This is a genomic window from Trichlorobacter sp. (assembly GCF_030247655.1).
Classification (GTDB): domain Bacteria; phylum Desulfobacterota; class Desulfuromonadia; order Geobacterales; family Pseudopelobacteraceae; genus Trichlorobacter.
Genome location: NZ_JAOTRZ010000339.1, coordinates 1 through 1,963, shown reverse-complemented (window position 1 = coordinate 1,963; position 1,963 = coordinate 1). Strand labels below are relative to the sequence as shown.

The 1,963-nt window shown below is 43.9% G+C and carries 2 protein-coding genes; both read left to right on the top strand.

The window, feature by feature from the left end; all coding sequences use genetic code 11:
• Positions 1–502: 502 nt before the first annotated feature.
• The gene (locus tag OEL57_RS16445; protein ID WP_300741996.1) at positions 503–733 is read left to right on the top strand and encodes a helix-turn-helix domain-containing protein; all 231 of its coding nucleotides are present in this window, start codon (positions 503–505) and stop codon (positions 731–733) included.
• Between the two features lie 93 nt (positions 734–826).
• A partial coding sequence (locus OEL57_RS16440) for a tyrosine-type recombinase/integrase (protein ID WP_300741994.1) occupies positions 827–1,963 on the top strand: 1,137 nt, incomplete at its 3' end.

Genomic DNA, 1,963 nt, shown 5'->3' with positions numbered 1-1,963 from the left:
ATTTGAAAAATTTTGAGGAATAGGGTTCAAAAATGGCCCTCAATTCTCATGGCTTATGAGAGGGACTTTTATCTTCTCATAAAATCGATCTTTGACAACTTCATATAGGAGAACCGGATACCTTTGGTGCATGAGCCGAAAGGACAAGCCAAGTGGCAGGTACGCGATGACCTTCAATCTAGAAGAGAGCGATAAATACCCTTGCCTCATGCTGATTGTGGCAGATCAGCTGGCCATGACCTTGTGCATCAGATAATGATACTTCCGTATAGTCACAGTCCGAGCGTGATCAAACCGTCGCAGGCAATGAGTACGGCCCGCCATCAGAATGGAGGGAGGTGAAAGTCCTATGAAAGCGTGAAGCCCACGCTTGTCCGGTCCATCCACAAACTCAAGAATCAAATACAGCAGCCGCATCGTGAAAAATCCCGCAAATTAATGCGGAAAGATTGATTCAGGTGCGGCTGTTTTCTATTTCTATATAGTGAAGGGAGGTTTTTGCATGAGCAATACTTTATCCAGCAAGGAAGCCTACAGCCTCATGCTCAAAGATTATCCCGACGTGATGAATATTGATCAAATGTGTGAAATCCTTGGTGTCAGCACCAAGACAGGTTATAAGCTACTGAAAAATGGTGAAGTGACCTTTGTCAAAATTGGGCGTAACTATCGCATCCCCAAAGCGCACATCATATCATATCTCAGAGTCGGTAATGAGCAGCCATCAATTTGAACCTCCACAACATTGCACGAAGGAACTTGCCCGTGATACGCTCAAAGTGTCAACGGCAGGTAATCGGAGCTACAAACAAAGGAGGTTTTAAAAATGGTAGCAGGACACCTGCAAGAAAAAAAAGGCTATTTCTACATGGTACTTACCTACAAGGACCATGAAGGAAAGCGCAAGAGCAAATGGATTTCTACGAAGTTGCCTGTAAAAGGAAATAAGAAACGGGCACAGGAAATGCTTCGGGAAGCGCGGAAGACCTTCGAACCGGATATTCCGGTTTCAATGGAGGACATGCTTTTCCATGAATTTTTAGGGCATTGGCTTGAGATAGCAAAAAACACGATTCAGCTTACTACCTACGCAAGCTATGCCAGCATGTGCAAATCACCGATTGTTCCATACTTCAAAGATAAAAAGATCAAGCTGGTTGATCTCAAACCCAAGGATATTCAGGATTTCTATACGCTCCAATTGAAACGAGTGAAGGCCAGCACTGTGATTCATTATCACACCATTATCCATAGGTCTTTGAAATATGCGGTCAAGATTGATGTGATTCCCGTTAATCCGGCCAGCAAGATCGAGCGTCCAAGACAGGAACGATTCATCGGAAGCTTCTATGATAAAAACGAAGTGAATCAGTTATTTGAAGTGGCCAGAGGAACGAAACTTGAGATTCCTATACTGCTTGGGGTTTTCTATGGGCTGAGAAGAAGCGAAGCGGTCGGTCTTAAATGGAGTGCCATTGATTTTAATAACAACACACTCATTGTCAGGCACACCGTTACATCCTTCAGCATTGATGGTAAAGAGATGATCTATGCATCGGATTCAACCAAGAACAAATCCAGTATGAGAACTTTGCCATTGGTGCCAGCTTTTAAGGAGAAACTTCTGGCAGCCAAGGAACAGCAGGAAAGCAATCGTAAGCTTTGCGGTAGATCCTATAGCAAGGAATTTCTTGATTATATTTGTGTCAACGAGTTGGGCGTCAGAATTCGCCCAAACTATGTTACAACAGCGTTTCCCAAGCTGCTGGAGGAGCATGGTTTAAGAAAGATTCGCTTCCATGACCTAAGGCACAGCTGTGCCAGTCTTTTGCTGGCAAATAATGTGCCGATGAAGCAGATCCAGGATTGGTTAGGTCACAGTGATTTTGCAACCACCGCAAATATTTACGCTCATTTGGACTTCAACTCAAAACTGGTATCAGCACAAGCAATGGTTGATGGA